This window comes from Streptomyces sp. NBC_00483 (assembly GCF_036013745.1).
GTDB lineage: Bacteria > Actinomycetota > Actinomycetes > Streptomycetales > Streptomycetaceae > Streptomyces.
In genome coordinates this window covers 8385850-8405691 of record NZ_CP107880.1, presented here as the reverse complement: position 1 = coordinate 8405691, position 19842 = coordinate 8385850, and the positions used below count along the sequence as shown (strand labels likewise).

The following is a 19842-nucleotide window of genomic DNA, read 5'->3' as shown; positions in this document are numbered from 1 at the left end:
TCGAGGGGTGGGGCAGGTGCGGCTACTTGTTGTGGAAGGTGGCGCCCTCCACGGTCACGTGGGCGACGACCGCTGTCGTCCCGGGTGCGGGCAGGACACGGACCGCCTCGTCGGGTCCGGCCACGAGGACGGCACCGCGCGGGACGGTGTACCGCTTCCCCTCCCCGTACAGGTACTGACGGTCAGTCAGATTGCTGTACTGTGCGGCCACTTCGAGCGTGGCCACGGGCGCCGACTCGATCTCGGCGTCCCCGTCCACGGGGGACAGCACGTACAGGTACCGGCGTCGAGCGACGAAGGTGTCTGTGGCGAGCGCGCTGGTGTGCTCGCGCATCGTCGTGAGCGAGTCACCGACCGAGTACATGATGCCGAGGGGCCGTCCCTCGGCGCGCAGCGCCTGGAGCGTCCGCTCCCACTTGGTGACGCCGCCGAGGACCTCTTCGAGGTGGGCGTGGTCGCGGAAGATCCTCACGAGGCGATCCCTTCGTCGTGGTGGGGCGCGGCCGCGGACACGGAGCGCAGGTCGAGCGCGAAGCGGAACGGCTCGAAGCGGACCCGGTAGGTGTCAAGGACCTCGCTGCCCCACGAGTTGGACCCGAGGCCGAGCACCCGGTGGTTGACGTTGACGGTCACGCGGTCCTCCGGCACGAGGTCGGTGCGGTGCCGCGCCGCGTCGATCGCCGCTGTGGAGTGCGGCCACGCCGAGAACGCGAAGGGGCCCGACTCCGCCGCACGCACGGCGAGGCCGTCGCCGTGCGGGTCGGTGAGGGCCGCCCAGCGCACGTCGCCGCGGTTGGCGCAGTCCTGGGGCACGACGTACGGGGTGAACATGTCGTCGACGGTGCTGTGCCAGCGGCCGAGAGTGGCGGCCGCGCGGGAGTCCGGGTAGTTCTCGCCGGGCCCGAGTCCGTACCAGTCGACGGAACGCAGCTCGCGCGGGACCGCGAAGGACAGGCCGATACGGGGCACGATGTCGTGGTAGTCGCCGACGGGTTCGCCCTCGACGGCGAGGTGTACACCGTCGTCGGCGAGGGTCCATGTCAGCGTGACCCGCATGGCGATGTCGAGGGTGGGCGGCGCGATGCGCGAGGACACCTCCACGACGACCGCGCCGTCCTGCTCCCGCCACGAGACATCACGCGTCGAGGTCTGCATGAGCGAGAGGAACCGGGGCGCCCACAGCTCGTCGTTCTCCTGCTGGTGGTTGTCGACGAGGGGCTTCCAGAATCCGACGCGGGGCGGTTCCTGGAGGAGTTCGCGCCCGCGGCTGCGCCACGACAGGTCGCCGGTGAGCAGGTCGACCATGTACCGGTCGGCGGCCCGGGTGGTGACGACGAGCGAGGTGCCGTCGGCCTCGGCGGCGACGGCCGCGCGGGTCGCGGCCCCCTCGGTCCGGCGCGGACGGTCGGCGACGAGCGTCTGGTACCGGCCCAACTCGCGCAGGGGCTCCGCCCATTCGTGCGCGGCGGTGGACAGGACGCGGGCGGTGACATGTGTCTCGCCGTGCGCCGCGACGTCCGGGTGCACGGCCTCGCTCCATGCCTTGCCGGGCGGTACGGGGCCCGGGGTGAGCGTGCGGGAGCCGACGACGCGGCCGTCGTGCAGCGTTTCGAGGACGACCAGCACGTCGGACAGGTCGGTGAACCAGCGCCCGTTCGTCACGGTGCACAAACCGTCCGCGTAGTCGACGCGCACGGGGCAGATGACGTGCTTGTACTCGACGAGGCCGGGGCTCGGCTCCTGCCACGGGAAGACCAGGCCGTCGATGCAGAAGCTGCCGTTGTGCGGGAAGTCCCCGTGGTCGCCGCCGTAGGCGTGGTACTCGCGTCCTTCATCCGTGGTGGCGACGAGTCCGTGGTCGCACCACTCCCACAGGAAGTGCCCCTGGATGCTGTCCCAGGCCTCGAACACCCGCTGGTACTCAGCGAGCCCGCCGGGTCCGTTGCCCATGGCGTGCCCGTACTCGCAGATGATGCGCGGCTTGGGGTGCGGGTGCTCCCCCATGTCGTTCATCTGTGAGACACGCGAGTACATCGTGGAGATGACATCGACGACCTCGGCGTCCCGGTCCTCCTCGTAGTGCACCGGGCGGGTGGGGTCGAGTTCCTTGCAACGCCGGTACATGGCAGGGATGTTGCAGCCGTACCCGGACTCGTTGCCCAGGGACCACATGACGATCGAGGCGTGGTTGCGCTGCGCGAGCACGTGCCGCTCGATCCGGTCGACGTACGCGGTCTGCCACGCCTCGTCGTCCGTGATCCGGGGCAGGTCGCCGACGTTCGCGAAGCCGTGCGTCTCCAGGTCCGTCTCCGCGAGGACGAACAGGCCGATGCGGTCGCACAGTTCGTAGAAGCGGGGGTCGTTCGGGTAGTGCGCGGTGCGCACGGCGTTGATGTTGTGCTGCTTCATCAGGTGCAGGTCCCGCTCGACGCGGGCCATGCCCACGGCGCGCCCGTGCCGGTCGTCGTGGTCGTGCCGGTTGACGCCGTGCATCTTGAACGGCGTGCCGTTGAGCAGGAGGCGTCCTTCGACGATGGTCACCTCCGCCAGGCCGAGGCGGTGCGGCACGTACTGGACGGTCCCGTCGGCGCCGCGCACGGTCAGGCGCATGTCGTACAGGTGCGGGTCCTCGGGATTCCAGAACCGCGCGCCCTCGACGACCAGCGTGGCGTCGGTGCCCGGCGTGACGGCGCGCGAGGCGACGAGGCGCTCGCCGTCGTACACCTCCCAGGTGACATCCGGCCGCCCGACGACGCCGGCGGTCAGGGTGACCTCGGCGCGGTCGTCCGCGAGGCGGTGGGTGCGCACGAAGAAGTCGGCGAGGTGGGCGGCGGGCCTGCTCAGCAGGTAGCAGTCGCGGAAGATCCCGGACGCCCACCACATGTCCTGGTCTTCGAGGTACGTGCCGTCCGAGTACTGGAGCACCTTGACGACGAGGTGGTTGGTGCCGGGGTGTGTCACGTCGGTGACGTCGAACTCGGCGCTGAGGCGCGAGCCCTTGGTCATGCCGACGTAGGCGCCGTCCCAGTAGATCTCGGCGTAGCTCTCGACTCCGTCGAACCGGAGCACGGTGCGCTCACCGACCGGTGCCTCGGGCAGAACGATGGTGCGCTGGTACACGCCGGTCGGGTCGTCGGCGGGCACCCGCGGCGGGTCGACCGGGAACGGGTAGCCCTCGTCGGTGTACTGAAGTTGCCCGTACCCGTCGACCTGCCACAGGTGCGGCACGCGCACGGTGTCCCAGTCCTCGGACTCCTCGGCGAGCGCGGTGGCCGGGACGCGCGCCGGGTGGTCGAAGAGCCGGAACCGCCAGTCGCCGGTGAGGTCGACGAATCCGCGCGAACGGCGGCGGTCCATGGTGCGGGCGAGCTCGGCCGATTCGTAGCCGAAGAAGTACGCCCGCGCGGGCAGCCGGCCTCGGCCGGTGAGGGCGGGGTTCTCCCAGTCCGCCGGGTCCCGGTCGGCTCGGTCCCGGTCGGCCGGGTCCGTGAGGTGGAGAGTCATGATCCGGAATGTAACCGGTTACATTGGCGTGCCACAACAGCCGTCGAATGTGACCTGGATCTCACCTCGAGCGTCCGCTCGCGGCGTCCTGACAGCGAGTCATCTGGGCGATACTGAACACCGCACTTCTCCGTTCGTCCTGGTCACGGGCTCCTGGCCCGTGCGGAAAGGTCACCGATGCCCCGAGGCAGGCCCGGCGCCCCGCGCTCCGTGACGATCGGCGATGTCGCCCGCGAGGCAGGTGTCTCCCGCGCGACCGCCTCCCGCGCGCTCAACGACTCGGACCTCGTCACGCCCGAGACGAAGCGCGCCGTGCACGAGGCGGTGGAGCGCACCGGCTTCGTGATGAACGCGCGCGGCCGCGCCCTGGCCACCGGCCGCGCGGAGACCGTGGGTGTCCTGGTCACCGAGCCGCTGGACGAGCTCTTCGACGACCCGACGTACGGCAGGGTGCTGCGCGGCGTCGCGGAGGGCCTGACGGGCAGCGGCTTCCTGCCGGTGATCATCCAGGCGTCCAGCGAGTCGGAGCGCGCGCTCGCGCTGCGCAGCTTCGGCCGCCGCTCGGTCGACGCGGTCGTCCACCTCACCCCGTACCGGGGCAGTGACCTGCTGGAATCCCTCGCGGGCACCGGGCTGCCCGTGGTCCTGTGCGGGCAGCTCGACCACTCGCCGTACGACGGGATCTTCTCGACGGTCTACTCCGACGACGTGCGCGGGGCCCGCCTTGCCGCGGAGCGGGTGCTCGCCGACGGGCGCGAGCGGGTGGCCGTCGTCCTCGGCCCTGCGGACAACCCGGCGACCGTCGACCGCCGGCGCGGCTACGCGGAGGTGCTCGGGTCCCGCCTCGACGAGGCGCGCGTCGTGCACACCGGCTGGGACACCGCGGCTGGCCTCGCCGCAACGGCCCGCCTCCTGGAGACACACCCCGACATCGACGCGATCCTCGCGGGCTCCGACCGCATCGCCGTCGGCTCGCTCGCCGCCCTGCACGCCGCCGGGCGGCAGATCCCCGGGGACGTCGCCGTGGTCGGTTTCGACGGCCACGCCATCGCCGAAACCTCGGCGCCGCCGCTGACCACGGTCGCGCAGCCCCTCGTGGAGGAGGGGCACGTCGCGGCCCGTCTCGCCCTCGACATGATCGGCGGCGCGGCCGCGCGCACCGAGGTGCTCGAGATGAGCCTGGTGTCTCGGGTGTCCGGCTGAGCGGTCGTACCGTCTCCTGAGCGGTCATACCGTCCGAGGCTCGGACGCGGCGGGGATCGCGGCGGGGCGCAACGACAGCCGTCGGCAATGATCACTGCTCACACTCGTACGCCTGGCCTGCATCGTCGTCACTCACGTCTTCACCGCCCTACGCAAGCTGGCGATGAGCGACGGAACAAGCACATCGAGATCCTCGCATTGCGACACCAACTCACCTTTCTGCACCGCCAACTCGGCGAGCAGCGCGTCCGCTTCCGGCCCGCCGGCCGAGTCTTCCGTCCGCTGGTCCCTGACCGCCGTCGGCAGCAGACATCACTACAGTCTTGTGTGCCGACGCGGAACATCTCGAAACGTGTGGCTTGACCTGCGGCGATGACTTTCGGGCCCCACAGCGTTCAGCCCGCCCGGCGGTGCCGTTCGATCTGCGTGAGGAGCGCCAGTTCATCGAAGATGCGCCATTCCTCCGCGATCTTCCCCTCGCGCACGGTGTAGTGGCTGACGCCGAGGATGCTCACGGGCTCGCCCGTGGCCGGACCGTAGGCGGGAACGCCGGTGTAGTGCCCATCCAGCCGCCATACGGCTGCGACCCTGGTACCTCGGTCCGGTGCGGTGTGGGCGGCCAGATCGAGAACGGTGACCTGCGCGTCGGGAACGCAACCGAGCAGCGAGACGACGTCGTCGCGGTACTGATCGCGCCCTTGGAGTGTCCGGGAGCGGGTGGTGTGGCAGCGGACGTCCGGCGCGACGAAACGCTCGGCGCGGTCGAGCAGGCACTGGTTCCACAGCTCGTGGAACTGCTTGAGGATCAGCTCGCACTCCGCCTTGTGGTCGCCCGGGCGCCTGCCGGAGACACCCGTGGCCAGCAGGTCGTCGCCGGGGTCCGCGTCCGTGGGGCGCTCCGCACCGCCACGGGCGGCGAGTTCGGCGGCGACTTCCCTCGGGTCGAGACCGAGAGAGCGCACCAGCTCGTATTCGTCACGTACCAGCCACTCCTCGACGAACCAGCCCTCACGCACCAGGCAGTGGGCGATGCCGCGGAAGGCGAAGGAATGGCCGGTGGGAGCGCCGTAGACGCTGTGACCCTGGTGGCTGCCCGTGTGCAGAGAGCGGTGGGAGCTGATGAAGGAACCGCTGCCGCGTGATTCCCAGATGATGTCCTCGGCCCCGCCGATGCGGTCGGGAAAGGAGGTGATGCGCTGAAGCGTTCCGTGGACGACCGGTTCGACGCCGGTGACGGTGCCCGACGCCCCGTGGACGATGACATCGGGGGCGTAGCACTCCCGGATCAGTCCCACCCCCCGTTCCTGCCAGATGCGGTCCGTCCACCTGTTGACGTATTCCTCGACCGTCGCGTAAGGGGCGTGGGCCGCGGGGTCGGGGATCGCGGGAATCGACATGGGTCGTCCTTCCTAGAGGGGCTGCTGTGAAGAGACGGGGGCGACGGCCTCCCCGGCCGCCGGCGCCGGTGACGCGGACATGAGAGTTCCGGCCTGTGCGGTCTCGCGCAGGCCACGCAGGACCACGACGAAGGAAATCGCGGCGAGAGCACCGAGGTAGACGGAGACGGAGTACAGCGACCCGGTCCAGCCGACCAGGGCGGTGGCGACTATGGGAGCGGTGCCGGAGAAGAGGGAGAAGGGCACATTGAAGCCGAGTGCCGTCGCCGTGACACGCAGCCGTGTGGGCACCATCTCGGGCAGCCATGCCGCAAGCGGCACGGCGATGCACAACTCGGGTATCAGGTAGATGAGTTGGGCGACAACTGCGGAACCGAAGGTGCGGCCGTGGGCAACCCAGAAGCTCAAGGGCACCAGCACGATCGCGCAGACGAATCCGGCGAGCAGCATGGGCCGACGGCCGATCCGGTCACTGAGTCGGCCGGCGACGGCGAGCAGCGGCAGGAGGACCGTGAGTGCGATGGCGTGTGAGCCGAAGGCGGCGGCGCCGCTGAGGCCCCCGTCGCTCTCCAGCCACTGCTGAAGGTAGGTGACCCAGACGAAGGAGAGCACCGCGTTGGTCATCGCACCCGCCGAGAACACCAGCAGCGCGCGCCACTGGGTGCGCAGCGTTTCCCTGACGGGGGACGCGGAGGGCTTCTCCCCTGCGTCGCGTGAGGCGATGAACGCGGGTGTGTCCGCGACGCCCATCCGTAGCAGCAGGCCTGCCACCGTGAGCGGGAGCGCGGCGAGGAACGGCAGCCGCCAGCCCCAGGCCGTCATCTGCTGATCGGTGAGCAGGGCGGAGACCAGTGAGGCCATGCCCGCCCCGGCCAGGAGTCCACCGAAGACGCCCATGGAGGCGAAGCTGCTGTAGAGCCCCCGGTTCCGGGGCCCGGCGTGCTCAATGAGGAAGGTCAGCGCACCGCCGTACTCCCCACCGTGGGCCACTCCTTGCAGCAGCCGGATGAGGAAGAGCAGCACGGGGGCGGCGACGCCGATCTGCGCGTACCCGGGGAGGATGCCGATGCACGTGGTGAGAACGCCGACGAGGACGATCGTCACGATGAGCACGACACGGCGTCCGAGGCGGTCCCCCATGCGACCGAAGACGACACCCCCGAGGGGCTGGGCGAGGAAGCCGAGCGCGAAGGCACCATAGGTGGCGATCAGGGCCTCGGTCCGGCCTTGACCAGGAAAGAAAGTGCTCGCCATGAAGGGCGCAAGATACCCGTAGAGCCCGAGGTCGATGTGCTCGATGAGGTTACCGACACAGCCGGCGACAACCGCGCGCCCGGAACTCTGCCCATCCGGCAGGCGGGGCGCGTGACGGCGTATGAATGACATCAGAGAAGAGCCCTTCAAAGAAGTCGATGGATGCGCAGGGCGGACAGGGCTGAAACAGCTTCCTTGGCTACCGGTTGTTCATACGTATGCGCAGGCTTTTACCGCGCACACTGCTAGCCCCGGCCGTCGGGGACCGGTTCCGTCGCCGGGGTCGGCTGCGATGGCAGCTTGATCTGGTCGAGGGAGCCCAGGACGTAGGCGAAGCTGATGATGCCGACCACGAGGACGACCCCTGCCGCGATGAACGCGGGGGCGAAGGAGCCGGTCGCGTCGACGGTGAAGCCAGTGACCATCGGCGCGACGATCGCTCCCACCTGTCCGATGCAGTTCATGATCGAGCTCACCGTTCCCACGGCCCCGGTCGGGGCGATCAGGGAGGGGATGCTCCAGCACACGGGGGAGACCGCCGCGAGGCCGCCGAGCGCGATCGTGATCCACAGGACGGCGACACCCGGTGTGTGCGAGAAGGCGGCCCCGACGACGGCCAGGCCGAACACCATGCTGACCACCAGGACGGTCTTGCGCACCTTGGTCGCGTCGCGGCCCTTCTTGATCAGGTGGTCGACGAGCCAGCCCGCGATGAGCAGATCGGTGATGGTGGCGACGATCCACGGGACGACCGCGTAGGCACCGCTTTCGAGGACCCCCATGCCCATCTCCTTCTCCAGGTAGCCGGGGATCCAGGTCAGGAACAGATAGAAGGAGTAGTTGTAGGCGGCGAATCCGATCGACAGCCCCCATATCTTCCGCTCCGTGAGGAACTGTCGCAGCTCCGGGACGCCCAATGGCTGTTCCCCACTGGGCTGTTGGGCGCCGCCGGCCCTGATGTAGTCGTACTCCGCCGTCGACAGCGAAGCCTTCTCCTGCGGGTCCCGGTACCAGATCCAGAACACGATCGCGAAAAGGAGACTCAGCACGGCAGTGACGATGAAGGCCGCCCGCCAGCCCCAGTGCGCGACGACGACGGCGACGAGAGGGATGGCGATGACGTTCGAGAGCTTGGCCGCCACCTCGTAGGTCGCGGAAGCGGTGCCTCGCTCACGGACCGGGAACCAGTACCCGACCGCCTTCGACGCGGCGACCAACGAGGGTGCCTCGGCCGCCCCGAGCATCAGCCGGGCGACCAGGATCAGGCCCATCCCGCTCGCGAGCGCGGTCAGCCCGGTGGCGACGAACCAGACGCCGGCGGCGAGGCGCTGCATCCACTTGACGCCGATCCGGTCGACCAGGAGTCCCATCGGAATCTGAAACAGCAGGTAGGACCAGCCGAACGACGACAGCAGGATGCCCACCTGGCTCGCGGAGAGCCCGACGTCGTCCGAGAGTGTGCCCTGAGCGACGGAAAGGTTGCTCCGGTCGAAATAGTTGATCAGGACTCCGATCCCGATCAGGACGGCGATTCCCCAGCGGACGTTCTTGCCGGCGGGGCGTCGCGCCGCGGCTCCCGCCTCTGCCGACCGGCTTGGAGTGGTGGTCATCAGTGGATCCGTTCCCCGAGCACATGCTCGTCGCGGAGGGATGGATGCGTATCCATCGGGCGCGAGGCAGCGTAGCGTGCATACGTATCCACGAACAAGGGTCGGTCGCCGCACAGCCTTTCGCCACGTGTAGAGGCTCGCGCTGTGCTCGGCCACCACACCACCGCCGACTTCGCCTCGCAGGGGTCCCGAACGGCCCGCCCCAGAAGGAGGGTTGAGGTTCCGGATGACCGAGCCAGTGATCGCGGCCGCGGCGGTGCAGCACGGGGGTGCGGTGTCGTTGGCCCGCTGCCGTGCCACGGAGGGGAGAGCCCTGTGGGTGCGACGTGGACTGGGGCGCGTGAGGCGAGTTCGACAACTCCGTGACCAGGCGGAGAGGTTTCGAGTGGCCTCTCAGCAGTCCCGCCGACAATAGGCGCCTGAGCACGCGTAGAAACAGGGTCTGTGAACGTCAGGGTGTGAGCCACGCCTCGAAGGATGTCTCGACAAGCGTCGGACATATCGAGGGCTGCGGTCACCAATTGCAGTGTGCCTGCTTGCGTGCCGACGGCGCCTGTCTCGGCTCCGGCCCCGGGACGTGTACGTACGGGGTTCCGGCCTGCCCGCCGGCGTGAAAAGGTGGCAGGCATGGCGGAGGGGGTGCCGGCGTCGCGTGCGGGTCGGGAGAAGAAGCGGCCGACGATCCTTGAAGTCGCGCAGTTGGCCGGTGTTTCGCACCAGACGGTCTCGCGCTTTCTGCGCAAGGATCCGACGGTGCGGACGGAGGTGGCGCGTAAGGTCGCGGCCGCAATCGAGGAGCTGGGGTACCGGCCCAATCAGGCGGCGCGGACCATGCGCACGCGCCGTTCGAACCGGCTCACTGTCCTCCTGCCGGGTGCCACCGAGCGCATCTCCCACGAGCTGCTGCGTGGCGCCGCGGCGGAGGCTCACGAGGCCGATTACCTGCTGGATGTAGTGAGTCTGGAGGGGGGCGCCGAGGCGCGGGCCGCCCGGTTGGAGTCGCTGCTCGAGGCCGAGGGCACGGACGGGGTGCTGTCGTTCACCTCCCTCTATGAGGCCGAAGGCCCGGGCCTGGGCGAGGGGCGACGCCCCGGTGTTCCCCTCGTGATCGACGGGGTCTACGACGACGAGATGCGCTCGCGCGGCACCTTCGCCGACGCCTCGCTCGCGGCCGGCCTGATACGGCACCTGGCGGATCTGGGTCACCGCCGCTTCGCACATGTCGCGGGTCCCATTGCGTGGCCGTCGGCGCAGGGACGACGGGCTGTGTACGAGGCGACGGTAGCCGAGCTCGGGCTCGAGTCGTGCGCCGTTGTGGAGGCGGAGTGGAGCATGCGGGCCGGCTGGGACGCCGCGAAGGATGTCATGGCGGGCTGCGGTGCCACGGCCGTGTTCGCCGCCTCGGACCAGCTCGCGCTCGGTGTGATCACCGGCCTGCAGAGCATGGGCGTCGATGTGCCGCGGGACATGAGCGTCTGTGGCTGGGACGACTGGGAGATCGGCAGCTACTTCCGGCCCACGCTGACCACCGTCAGTGTCGACCGTGAGCGGCAGGGACGGCAGGCCGTGCGCAGACTTCTCGCGCGGCTGAACGGTGCGCCTCCGGTCGGGCCTGTGCCGGTGGCGGAGGTCAACCGGATCATCCTCCGGGAGTCCACCGGGCCGGCTCCGACGCGCATCGGCTGATCGAAAGCCCGAACGTCGGCGGGCCGCAGCGGCCCAGACCTTCGACAGTGCGCCGGAGACTCCCGCTTCCAACGTTGGAATCAATCGCTTCACGACTCTTGTGTGATCGTTCACTTGAATCCTAGGGTCACCGACAATCGGCCCGTCCGTGCATGGGTGGGCCGGGTAGCCGAGTTCTTCGGCGTACTCGCAATTCTCTTGAGTGAACGATCACTTGGCCACGCGGCCGAACGCAGGGAAAGCGCTCTCTGCCCGCCGCGCGACCCCAAGGAGCCGCCGCATGACGCCGTCGTCCCCACCCACCGCCAGCCGCCTGCGCGTTGCCGTCGTCGGCACCGGTGGCATCGCCACCGGTGCCCATCTCTCCGCCCTGCGCGCCCACTCCGACCGTGTCGAGCTCGTGGCCGCGGTGGACGTCGACCCCGGACGCCTCGCCGCCTTCCAGGAGGCGGCCGGAGAAGGCGTTTCGGGCTACACCGACCTGGCCGCAATGCTGGGCGAAGTCCGCCCCGACCTCGTCCTCATCGGCACCCCGCCCTGGCTGCACCGCGAGCAGACCATCGCCGCCCTCAAGGCGGGCGCCTGGGTTCTGTGCGAAAAGCCACTGTGTCTCTCGCTGGCCGAGTACGACGAGATAGCCGCCGCGGAGGACGCCGCCCCCGGCTTCGCCTCCGTGTTCTTCCAGCACCGTTACGGCTCGGGCGCCGTCCACGCCCGCGAGCTGATCGGCAGCGGCGCGGTCGGCGACCCGCTGGTCGCGCATTGCCAGACCACCTGGCACCGCGACACGGCCTACTACTCCGTTCCCTGGCGCGGCCGTTGGGAGACCGAGGGCGGCGGGCCGACGATGGGCCACGGCATCCACCAGTACGACCTGCTGCTGCACCTGCTCGGCGACTGGAGCGAGATCCGCGCCATGGCGGGACGCCTCGTCCACGACGTGGAGAGCGAGGACCTCTCCACCGCGCTGGTCCGCTTCCGGGGCGGGGCGATGGCCACCGTCGTCAACAGCGTGCTGTCGCCCGACGAGGAGAGCCGCATCCGGATCGACTGTGCCGACGCCACCGTCGAGCTCATCCACCTCTACGGCCACCAAAACGACAGCTGGACCTACACCCCGCGCCGCGGCCTCGACGCCGATGCCCGTGTCGCACGATGGCGCACCCCTGCCGCGGACGTACCCAGCTCGCACGCCGCACAGCTCGGTGCGGTCCTCGACGCGTACGAAGCCGGCGCCAGGCCGCCCGGCAGCGGCGATGACGCCCGCCGCACCGTGGAGTTCGCCGCCGCCCTGTACAAGTCCGCGTTCACCGGCCGCCCTGTGCAGGCCGGCGAGATCGCGGCGGGCGACCCGTACTACACGTCCATGCACGGCGACCACCCCGACTGGGCCCCCACGTCCGCAGCGAAGGAGCAGCAGTGACCGCGCGCCTGTCCACCGTCCACGCCCTCGGCGACCGCGTCACCGTCAGCGCCGACGGCACCGAGCTGCTCTCCTACGTCTACCGTCCGGACCCCGAACCCTTCGAGGCCCCCAAGCCGTACATCCACCCGCTGCGCACCCTGACCGGCAACCCGGTCTCCGGCTACCGCCCCCACGACCACCGCTGGCACAAGGGCCTGCAGATGACCGCGAGCCATCTGTCAGGGCAGAACTTCTGGGGAGGCGTCTCCTACCTCGGGCCAGAGGAGGAATACCAGCACGTCCCCGAGCGGGTCGGCTCCATGCGGCACGACGGCTTCAGCGCCGTGACCGCCGACGACGAGCGCGTCGGGCTCTCGTCGAACCTGACCTGGATCGCGCACAGTGGCGCCGAGTGGGCGAGCGAGCGGCGCGGTGTCGCGGTGCACTCCGTCGATACGGAGGCCGGCGCGTACGCGATGGACTGGTCGATCCACCTGAGCAATGTCCGCGCCGACGGCGAGCCGTTGCGCTTCGGATCGCCGACCACCGCCGGGCGCGACATGGCCGGCTACACCGGACTGCAGTGGCGCGGCCCGCGCGACTTCACCGGAGGGCAGGTGCTCACGCCCAGTGGTCCGGCCGGCGACGAGGACACCATGGGCACCTCGGCCGCGGACGCCGAGTGGATAGGCTTCACCGCCGAGCACGACGACACCGACGCCCGCTCCACCCTCCTGTTCGCCCACGCCCCGGAGAACCTCGGCCCGGACGCCGTACACGCCTCGCACTGGTTCGTACGCTCCAGGCCTATCCCCACGGCGGCCTTCTCCTGGGCGTTCTTCGAGGAGTTCGAGCTGCCGCACGGCGAGTCCTTCGCCTACCGCTACCGCGTGGTCGTCGCCGACGGAGCATGGGACCACGAGCGGGCCGCCGCGTACCTGAAGGGGCTCCAGTGGTGAGCCTCCGTACCGCGCCACCGGCCCCGGACGCCACATCGATGGCCGCCGCCGAACAGGCCGGACCGGGTGCGCCGAGCGGCATGAAGCAGAGCCTGTGGCAGCGCGTCCGCCGCGACAGGGTCCTGCTCCTGATGGCACTCCCCGGACTCGGCCTGCTCCTCGCCTTCGCCTACCTGCCACTGCTCGGCAATTTCATCGCCTTCCAGGAGTACCTGCCGTTCGTGCAGCTGGGGCGCAGTGCCTGGGTCGGACTCGACAACTTCGCGATCCTGTTCAACGGCGACAAGGAGTTCCTGAACGCCCTGGGCAACACCCTGACAATCACCGTCATCCAGGTGGTGTTCGTCTTCCCGGCGCCCATCCTGCTCGCTCTGCTGCTCAACTCCCTGCTGCCGGAGCGCCTCAAGCGGATCGTGCAGTCGATCCTCTACCTGCCGCACTTCCTGTCGTGGGTGATCGTCGTGGCCGTCTTCCAGCAGATGCTGGGCGGCGGCGGCCTGCTCAACAACGCGCTGCGGGCGGCCGGCCACGGTACGGTGAACATCCTCGGCAACCCGGACGCGTTCATCGCCGTGGTCACCAGTCAGGTGATGTGGAAGGACACCGGGTGGGCCACCATCCTCTTCCTCGCGGTCCTGGCCCAGATAAGCCCGTCCCTGTACGAGGCGGCCAGCGTGGACGGCGCGTCGAAGACACGGCAGCTGTGGCACGTCACGCTGCCGGGCATGCGCGGGATCATCATCATGCTCCTGATCCTGCGGCTCGGTGACTCACTGACGGTCGGGTTCGAGCAGATCCTGCTGCAGCAGGGGGCCTTCGGCCGACAGGCGAGCGAGGTGCTCGACACGTACGTCTACAACAACGGCATCGTCGGCGGGCAGTGGGGCATGGCCGCGGCGGTCGGTCTGGTGAAGGGCATCGTGGGCGTCGCGCTGGTGTACGGCGCGAACCGGACGGCCCATGTCTTCGGCGAGTCTGGGGTGTACGAAAAGCGATGACGACCATCGAACCCCGCGTGCGCAACCGCACGCCGCTCACGTCCCTGCGGTCCGCCTCACGGGGCGAACGCCCCCTGGACGCACCCTCGTTGCCGGTACGCGCCCTCAAGGGCCTGGTACTCGTGGTCCTGTGCACTCTTGTCATCGTGCCGTTCGTCGGCATCGTCTCGACGAGCATCGCGGGCCCCCAAGAGGTGTCGCAGGCAGGCGGTTTCGTCCTGTGGCCCACATCCGTCGACCTGTCCACCTACCGCGCGCTGTTCGCGGGCGGCGTGGTCACCCAGTCACTGTTCATCAGCGGCGTCGTCACCGTCGGGGGCACGCTCGTCAGCCTCACCCTCTCGACGATGCTCGCCTACGCGCTCAGCCGCTCCGCCATGGTCGGCCACAAGCTGATCCTCATGCTGGTGCTCCTCACTCTTCTCTTCACGCCGGGGCTCATACCGAGCTATCTGACGGTCAAGGAGTTCGGGCTGCTCGACTCGCTGTGGGCGCTGATCCTCCCCACGGCCGTCAACGGCTTCAACGTCATCGTCCTGCGCGCCTTCTTCATGAACATCCCGGGCGAGCTGACGGACAGCGCCCGCATCGACGGCGCAGGCGAGTTCGGCATCTTCTGGCGCGTCGTACTTCCACTGTCGCGCGCCGTGCTCGCGGTGATCGGCCTCTTCTACGCAGTGGCGTACTGGAACGCCTTCTTCAACGCGATGATCTACCTCAATGACAGCGCCAAGTGGCCGCTACAGCTGGTCCTGCGCACCTTCGTGATCAACGACACCCAGCTCGGCAGCTCCCAACTCGGCGGGACCGGCGAGGCACTGCCCCCGCAGGAGTCCATCCAAATGGCGATCCTCGTCATCTCGACCGTACCGATCCTTATCGCCTATCCGTTCCTGCAGCGGCACTTCAACAAGGGCATGCTGACCGGGGCGGTGAAGGGATGACCGTGCCCAACGCGTTGCGCCGCCGCACCTTCATGGGCGCGGCACTGGCCGGGGCGGGCGCCCTGACCGGCTGCTCCACCGTCACCCGGTCCACGGACGTCACCGCCATCAACAAGCCCGTCGAACTGCCCGAACACCGGCGCTGGCAGGGTGTGAAGCCGGACCTGCCCACGACCCATCCGCTGATGCCCGAGACGTACCTGCACTACCCGTCGAACGCCATGCGCGCCTTCGACCGACCTCCCGGGCGCGGCCTCTCCGTCCAGGGCCATGTGCCCACCAACTCGCCGGTCCCGCCCTCGCTCGAGCGCAACCGGTACTGGCTGGAGCTCAACAAGCGCACCGGCGTCCGCCTCAATCTGGCCATCACGCCCGGAGGGGACTACGACAACAAGTTCCAGACGTCGGTCGCCGGTGACGCGCTCGGTGACGTGTGGAACATCGTGAACAACCCGGCCTATCTGCCGCAGCTCCTGGAGGCCAAGGCACACGACCTCACCCCGCACCTGTCGGGCAGCGCGATCCACAAGTACCCGTTCCTCGCGAACCTGCCGACTCAGAACTGGCAGGGCTGTGTGTTCTCGGGCCGCATCTTCGCTGTCCCCATCACCCGCGGCGCGTTCGCGGTGGTCACGCTCCTGTCGAGGGCAGACCTGTTCCGTAAACGGGACGTGGACCCCGAATTCCACGACGTCAGCGAACTCCTTTCCATGGGCAAGGAGATGACGGATGACCGCCGCAACCACTGGGCCTTCGCCTCCGCCCCCATCCAGACCCTGGCGACGATGCTCGGCCTGTCCGGCGAGTGGAGCGAGCGCGGCGGAAGGTTCACGTTCTTCCGGGAGACGGAGGAGTACCACGAGGCGCTGGACATCGCCCGGCGCATGACCACACAGAAGATGGTCCACCCCGACGGAGTCACCGCCTTCAACGGCAAGGTCTGGTTCCGCCAGGGGACGGTGGCCATGCTCCAGGACACCTACTCCGCCCTCCCCGGCCTCTACCAGCAGGGCCGAGGCGGCTTCGAGGTCGCCCTGCCGGTCATCCCGGGACCCGACGGAAAGCCGGGCAGGATGTGGCTGACCAGTCCGAACAACTCCATCACCGCCCTCAGCCGCGCCGAACCCGGGCGGATCGAGGCGATCCTGGAGTACCTCAACTGGTGTGCGGCGCCGATCGGCACACAGGAATACACCTTCCGCAAGTACGGGATCGAGGGCTACGACTTCAACTTCGAGAAGGGCGACCCCGTCCTGACCGACCGCGGCAACAGCGAGACCGGGCTCGGCGACTTCCCGATCCAGTACCTGGCCGACTCGCCCAAGGCGCTGTTCTTCCCCGGCTTCCCCGAGGCCACCGAGTCCGCGTACCGCAATCTGCGGACCGCCGCGCCGCACATGAAGCTCAGCCCCACATACGGCCTGTACTCGCCCACGTCCACCACCAAGGGCCAGCTCCTCACGAAGCTCCTCGACGACTCGGTCAACAACATCCTGCTCGGCCGCGCCAAGGTCTCCAGCTGGCCCGAGACCATACGACAGTGGCGCCGTCGCGGCGGCGACGCCATGCGCGCGGAGTACGAACAAGCACTCGCCACGAGGAAGAGCTGACCACCGTGAAGACACGACAGCAGATCCATATCCTCGGCAGGCCCTGGGGCGCACCAGGCCCAGACGGTCGTTCCTTCGCCAAGGACCCCTCAGCGGTGTGGTTCCAAGGCCGCTACCTGATGTACCTCACCCTGCCGCCGGGCCGCCCGGCGGGCGAAGGCGACCGCTGGAGCATCGGCGTGGCCGAAAGCGACGACCTGGCGAACTGGACGCTCAGCCGCGTACTCGCCCCGTTCGGCGAGTACGACGCCCGCGGCGCGGCGGCACCGGGAGCGGTCGTCATCGGCGACCGCGTCCACCTGTTCTTCCAGTCCTACGGCACCGGCCGCAACGACGCGATCTGCCACGCGAGCAGCACCGACGGCCTATCGTTCAGCGGACATGGGGACAACCCCGTGCTACGCGCGCCGCTCGCCTGGTCGTGCGGCCGGGCCATCGACGCCGATGCGGTGCTCTACGGCGACCGCGTCCTGCTGGCCTACGCGACCCGCGACCCGGACATGAAGGTCCAGATGATCGGCACCGCGACCGCCGCCGCCGACAGCGATTTCGGAGCCGACGCCTGGACCCATCTGACCCCGCACGCCCCGGCCCTGCGGCCCGAACTCGACTGGGAACAGGACTGCATCGAGGCACCCGCCCTGACCTGGGACGGCGTACGCTTCGGCATGTTCTACGCCGGTGCCTACAACAACGCGCCCCAGCAGATCGGTTGGGCCACGAGTCCGGACGGTGTCCGGTGGGAACGCGGCAGCACCGAACCCGTACTCCCCGTCGGCGCCCCCGGCACCTGGAATTCCTCCGAGAGCGGCCACCCGGGCGTGCTCCATCACGACGGTCGGCGCCATCTGCTCTTCCAGGGCAATAACGACCACGGCCGTACGTGGTACATCGCCGCCACACCCTTCACTCTCACACCCACTGGCCCCGCCCTGACCTGGGAATGAACCCGTGGTGTGTCGTCGCCGAACACATTCGGCCACGACACACCACCGGGCGACCAAACACCATGTCGGCGACCCGGGACACGACTCCCGCGGATGACACGAGGAGGAGACGGCGCCCATTTGACCGTCGGCGAACTGGTGCGCCAGGCACTGCGCGTCCACAAGCCCGCATCGAAGCATTCGGTGTACCGCACATCCCGGTCTCGGAGCAGGGAACCCAGCGAGTGCGCCCGCAATCCCAACTCAACGGCAAAGCTTGCCTGTTGCGCCGTCCAAGGTTCGGTGGCATGGGCGGTCACTCCCGCAATGTGCAGTCGGCGTGTGCCGTGATTCCGGCGGTGGAGGCGGCCCGCAGCCAGTCCGGATACTCGCCCATGAGCTGGTCGTAGAGGACCCCGTCGGGGATGAGCTTGGGGTCTTTGCCTGCCGGGAAAAAGCCGGCGTTGTCGACGATCCGCTTCTTCGGCACGGCCAGCTCGTCGAGCTTGCGCAAGAACCTGAACTCATCGTCGCCGTAGCCGATGAACTGCCAGAAGATCGGCAGCTTGGCTGCTTTGCACAGGGTCTGTTCGGCAGCGCGGCGGGAGTCGGGGGAGCCGTCGGTCTGGAAGATGACGAACGCGGGCGCCTTGGCATCACTGTCGAGGTAGTGGTTGATGACGGCGTCCATGGCAGCGGCGTAGTTGGTGGTCCCCATGTGGCCGAGCGCTTCGTGGAGTTTCGCGATCCGGCCGACGTAGTTGTCGAGGCTGATGTCGACGGCGTCGTGGGCCTCGGTGTCGAAGAAGACGAGGGGCACGACTCCGTCGTCGTCCAGGTTCGCGGACAGGGCGAGGGCCTGTTCGGCGAGGTGCTGCATGCTGCCGTCCTTGTAGTAACGGCGCATGCTTCCGGACCGGTCGAGGACGAGGTAGACGGCGGCTCGTTGCCCAGTGAGGCCCTGCTTCCGCAGGGAGACGGCGGCAGCCTTCGTGAGGCTGACGAGTCCGGTGGGCATCTTCACGTAGTCGATCGGCATACGGGTGTGCTCCTTGCGTGGTCGTAGGTGGTTGACGGCTGGAAGGGCCGGATGGTTGCGGTGAAGCCAGCTCCACGCCTGCCGGGCACGGTTGATCCACGACGCGTTGACGGCGGGCGAAGGCGGCGGTCGACCATGGCCAGTCGGCGAGCCAGACGGCAACGCGTACGCCGCAGGCGCCGAGTTCAATGCCGGCGAGGTGGAGGGCGTCGCGGAGCACGGCGTCCTGCTCGTCGTCAGGCCGGACGCCCAAGACGGCAGCCGGGACCCTCACGCAAACCGGCTAGTTGTTGCGGGGCAGGACCTTGTTGACGCCTTCGGAGGTCCTGATGGTGCGGGCGTGCTTGAGATACGGGCCCGTCAGGCTGGTTTCGATGTGCAGCACGCCTTCGACATCGGCCAGCGTGGAGCGTACGTAGGTGTACAGGTCGCGGATGGTCGTGGTGGCGACCTGTGCGTGCCGGAAAATACTTCCGCGCAGGCCATCGTAGCGAGGACGGGAGCGTCTGCGATCCGACATGATCACTACTCATGCTTCTTCGCCTGGCCTATCTCGCCATGACCCAGACGTTTGCAGCCCTCCGTTTGTTGCCTATGACCGACCGCGAGAAGGACGCCGAGATCTTGGCCCTCTGCCACCAACTCGGCCTCCTGCAGCGACAACTCGAAGGCAAGCGCATCCGCCTCCACGCCGCGGACCGCGCGTTCCTTGCCGCCCTGCTCGCTCCGCTCCCACGCGCGGCACTGCGCCGACTCCGGCTACTGGTCAGCCCGGACACCATCCTGCGCTGGCACCGCGACCTGCTCAAGAACCACCACGCCCGTGCGAGTGCCAAACGACGCCCCGGCCGCCCCCGCACCCATGCCTCGATCCGCCGCCTGGTACTCCGCTTCGCCGCCGAGAACCCCACCTGGGGATATCGCCGCATCCACGGCGAACTCGCCCTCCTCGGCGTCCAGGTCGCACCGTCCACCGTCTGGGAAATCCTCAAGACCGCGGGCATCGCCCCAACACCGCAGCGAACCACCGTCACTTGGGCCAGCTTCCTAAGCTCCCAAGCCCAGGCCATCCTCGCGATGGACTTCATCGAGACCGTCACCCTCACCGGCCAACGCCAGTACGTCCTCGCCGCCATCCAGCACGCCGACAGAATGGTCCGCATTCTGGGCAGGATCGCGGCCAGCACCTCTCGGTCACCTCGTCGACGGTGGCCTCCACCCTGCGGGCGAACCGGCGCCGGCGGCACCACCCGCTGTATGTGGTGAGGCGGAGTAGTACCTCAACACGAGCGAGGATACGTGGAGTT

Annotated in this window: 15 protein-coding genes and 2 pseudogenes; 9 read left to right on the top strand and 8 right to left on the bottom strand. The window is 68.9% G+C overall.

Features of this window, described 5'->3' with window-relative positions; translation table 11 throughout:
* Positions 1-22: 22 nt before the first annotated feature.
* Entirely contained in the window at positions 23-472 is a 450-nt protein-coding gene (locus OHA73_RS37500; RefSeq protein WP_327657310.1) for a hypothetical protein, read from the bottom strand.
* Entirely contained in the window at positions 469-3504 is a 3036-nt protein-coding gene (locus OHA73_RS37495; protein WP_327657309.1) for a glycoside hydrolase family 2 TIM barrel-domain containing protein, read from the bottom strand. The genes OHA73_RS37500 and OHA73_RS37495 overlap by 4 nt, the downstream gene beginning before the upstream one ends.
* A 177-nt stretch (positions 3505-3681) precedes the next feature.
* Here OHA73_RS37495 and OHA73_RS37490 point away from each other — a divergent pair, with 177 nt between their 5' ends.
* Entirely contained in the window at positions 3682-4707 is a 1026-nt protein-coding gene (locus tag OHA73_RS37490) for a LacI family DNA-binding transcriptional regulator (protein WP_327657308.1), read from the top strand.
* Between the two features lie 395 nt (positions 4708-5102).
* On the opposite strand, the gene OHA73_RS37485 is transcribed toward OHA73_RS37490, so the two are convergent.
* From OHA73_RS37485 to OHA73_RS37475, 3 genes are all read right to left on the bottom strand, one after another.
* Entirely contained in the window at positions 5103-6104 is a 1002-nt protein-coding gene (locus OHA73_RS37485) for an ester cyclase (RefSeq protein ID WP_327657307.1), read from the bottom strand.
* Between the two features lie 12 nt (positions 6105-6116).
* Positions 6117-7490: an MFS transporter gene (locus OHA73_RS37480; RefSeq protein WP_327657306.1), complete on the bottom strand. Its 1374-nt coding sequence runs from the start codon at positions 7488-7490 to the stop codon at positions 6117-6119.
* Between the two features lie 113 nt (positions 7491-7603).
* On the bottom strand, positions 7604-8968 hold the full coding sequence (locus OHA73_RS37475; RefSeq protein WP_327657305.1) for an MFS transporter: 1365 nt from the start codon (positions 8966-8968) through the stop codon (positions 7604-7606).
* A 627-nt stretch (positions 8969-9595) separates the two neighbouring features.
* Here OHA73_RS37475 and OHA73_RS37470 point away from each other — a divergent pair.
* The 7 genes from OHA73_RS37470 (at position 9596) to OHA73_RS37440 (ending at position 17517) form a co-directional block, all read left to right on the top strand.
* Entirely contained in the window at positions 9596-10654 is a 1059-nt protein-coding gene (locus tag OHA73_RS37470; protein WP_327657304.1) for a LacI family DNA-binding transcriptional regulator, read from the top strand.
* 280 nt (positions 10655-10934) lie between these two features.
* Positions 10935-12077, top strand: a complete 1143-nt coding sequence (locus OHA73_RS37465; protein ID WP_327657303.1) for a Gfo/Idh/MocA family protein — start codon at positions 10935-10937, stop codon at positions 12075-12077.
* Positions 12074-13018, top strand: coding sequence for a PmoA family protein (locus OHA73_RS37460; RefSeq protein ID WP_327657302.1), 945 nt, complete (start codon positions 12074-12076; stop codon positions 13016-13018). Before OHA73_RS37465 ends, OHA73_RS37460 begins: the two co-directional genes overlap by 4 nt.
* 80 nt (positions 13019-13098) lie before the next feature.
* Positions 13099-14016: an ABC transporter permease gene (locus OHA73_RS37455; protein WP_327658598.1), complete on the top strand. Its 918-nt coding sequence runs from the start codon at positions 13099-13101 to the stop codon at positions 14014-14016.
* Complete coding sequence (locus tag OHA73_RS37450; RefSeq protein ID WP_327657301.1) at positions 14013-14960, top strand: carbohydrate ABC transporter permease; 948 nt, start codon at positions 14013-14015, stop codon at positions 14958-14960. Before OHA73_RS37455 ends, OHA73_RS37450 begins: the two co-directional genes overlap by 4 nt.
* A complete protein-coding gene (locus OHA73_RS37445; protein WP_327657300.1) occupies positions 14957-16570 on the top strand; it encodes an extracellular solute-binding protein in 1614 nt (537 codons plus the stop codon). The genes OHA73_RS37450 and OHA73_RS37445 overlap by 4 nt, the downstream gene beginning before the upstream one ends.
* A 95-nt stretch (positions 16571-16665) precedes the next feature.
* Positions 16666-17517 carry a hypothetical protein gene (locus OHA73_RS37440; RefSeq protein WP_327657299.1) on the top strand — a complete coding sequence of 284 codons (852 nt, stop codon included), beginning with the start codon at positions 16666-16668 and terminating at the stop codon, positions 17515-17517.
* A 295-nt stretch (positions 17518-17812) separates the two neighbouring features.
* Here OHA73_RS37440 and OHA73_RS37430 read toward each other — a convergent pair whose 3' ends face one another.
* Complete coding sequence (locus tag OHA73_RS37430) at positions 17813-18535, bottom strand: VWA domain-containing protein (protein WP_327657298.1); 723 nt, start codon at positions 18533-18535, stop codon at positions 17813-17815.
* Positions 18536-18818: 283 nt separating this feature from the next.
* Positions 18819-19055, bottom strand: a complete 237-nt coding sequence (locus OHA73_RS37425; protein WP_327657297.1) for a hypothetical protein — start codon at positions 19053-19055, stop codon at positions 18819-18821.
* 11 nt (positions 19056-19066) lie between these two features.
* Here OHA73_RS37425 and OHA73_RS37420 point away from each other — a divergent pair.
* Positions 19067-19513: pseudogene (locus OHA73_RS37420) on the top strand (integrase); the annotation flags it as partial.
* Positions 19514-19704: 191 nt separating this feature from the next.
* Here OHA73_RS37420 and OHA73_RS37415 read toward each other — a convergent pair.
* Positions 19705-19794, bottom strand: a pseudogene (locus OHA73_RS37415) (IS5/IS1182 family transposase); the annotation flags it as partial.
* Between the last annotated feature and the right edge of the window lie 48 nt (positions 19795-19842).